This is a genomic window from Micromonospora sp. S-DT3-3-22 (assembly GCF_015354745.1).
Lineage (GTDB): Bacteria > Actinomycetota > Actinomycetes > Mycobacteriales > Micromonosporaceae > Micromonospora > Micromonospora wenchangensis.
In genome coordinates, this window is sequence record NZ_JACGMO010000263.1 from 1 (window position 1) to 1,164 (window position 1,164).

Genomic DNA, 1,164 nt, shown 5'->3' on the forward strand with positions numbered 1-1,164 from the left:
TACAGATCTTGAATGGTCAGGTTGTGTCGGGTTCGAGGGTCAGGCCGGTGTGGGCGAGGAAGCTGTCGAGTAGGTCGGTGCGGTACTGGATGCTCTTGAGTCGGTGTTTGATGATCGCCTGGAGGTGGTCGACGCCGGTCACGGCGAGGTTGCCGATGCTGCGTTTGAGGTGGGACCACACCGCCTCGGTGGGGTTCAGGTCCGGGGCGTAGGCGGGTAGTCGGATGACGGTCAGCCAGTCCCGGGCGTCGATCATCTGCCGCATGGCGGCGCTGACGTGGGTGTTCAGGTTGTCCCACACCAGCACGATCGGGCCGTCGAGTTGTTGGTGGGCGGCGTCGAGCAGGGCGATGTAGTCGCGTTCGCTGAAGCTGCGCCGTTCGTTCTTGCGGCGGCGGTGCACGATCGTGCGGTAGATGAACCGGGACCGCTGCCCGGGCCGGTAGCAGGTCAGCCCGGCGATCGAGACCCGGCCGGAGCCCTTGCCCGACACCGGCACCACGGGGGTGTGTCCGCGTCGTCCCCAGGTGCGTGCCTTCGGAGGGCGCAGCGTCTGACCGGCCTCGTCCTCGAAGACCAGCCACGCCTGCCGCTGCGCCGCTACCGTTTTCCCGCCGGCCACGTCTCCCGCCGCCACGTGGTGACCGCGGCCTCGTCACGCTCGACCGCACGATGCGCGGGCACCTGTACCGACCAGCCCAGCCGGTACATGATGTTCGCCGTCCCGCGCAGCGTGTACCGGGTGCGGAACATGCGGGCGATCAGGTCCGACACCCGCGCCAGAGTCCACCGCTGATCAGCACCGAACCCGTGCGCCGCCGGCCCCTGCTCCAACGCGTCGGCCAGCCGCCGCAACCGGCCATCATCCAGCCGGCACCGAGATCCGCCAGGCCCTTTCGACGCCAGAGCCTGTTCACCACCCGCCCGCCACCGCTTACGCCACCCGTACACCGCAGTCTGCGACACCCGCAACCTGCGCGCGATCACCGACACCGACACACCCTCGGCGAACCACCCCGCAGCCTGCCGCCGTACCGCCTCACGCTTCGCCCGCCCCCGCGCGGACAATCCACCACCATCGGGATACCTCATCCCATCGATCTACCCCAACCCCACACCGCCACACAGACCACATCGGACGAACCTGACCATTCAAGATCTGTA

2 protein-coding genes are annotated in these 1,164 nt (G+C 68.2%); both read right to left on the reverse strand.

The window, feature by feature from the left end:
• Positions 1-16: 16 nt before the first annotated feature.
• Complete coding sequence (locus tag H1A17_RS34035) at positions 17-637, reverse strand: IS630 family transposase (RefSeq protein WP_309236932.1); 621 nt, start codon at positions 635-637, stop codon at positions 17-19.
• The gene (locus H1A17_RS34040; RefSeq protein ID WP_194823811.1) at positions 601-1,092 is read right to left on the reverse strand and encodes a winged helix-turn-helix domain-containing protein; all 492 of its coding nucleotides are present in this window, start codon (positions 1,090-1,092) and stop codon (positions 601-603) included. Before H1A17_RS34040 ends, H1A17_RS34035 begins: the two co-directional genes overlap by 37 nt.
• Between the last annotated feature and the right edge of the window lie 72 nt (positions 1,093-1,164).

Bases quoted from the DNA above. Each gene is read 5' to 3' on its own strand.
- H1A17_RS34040 (WP_194823811.1), bottom strand. From the start codon at position 1,092: ATGAGGTATCCCGATGGTGGTGGATTGTCCGCGCGGGGGCGGGCGAAG.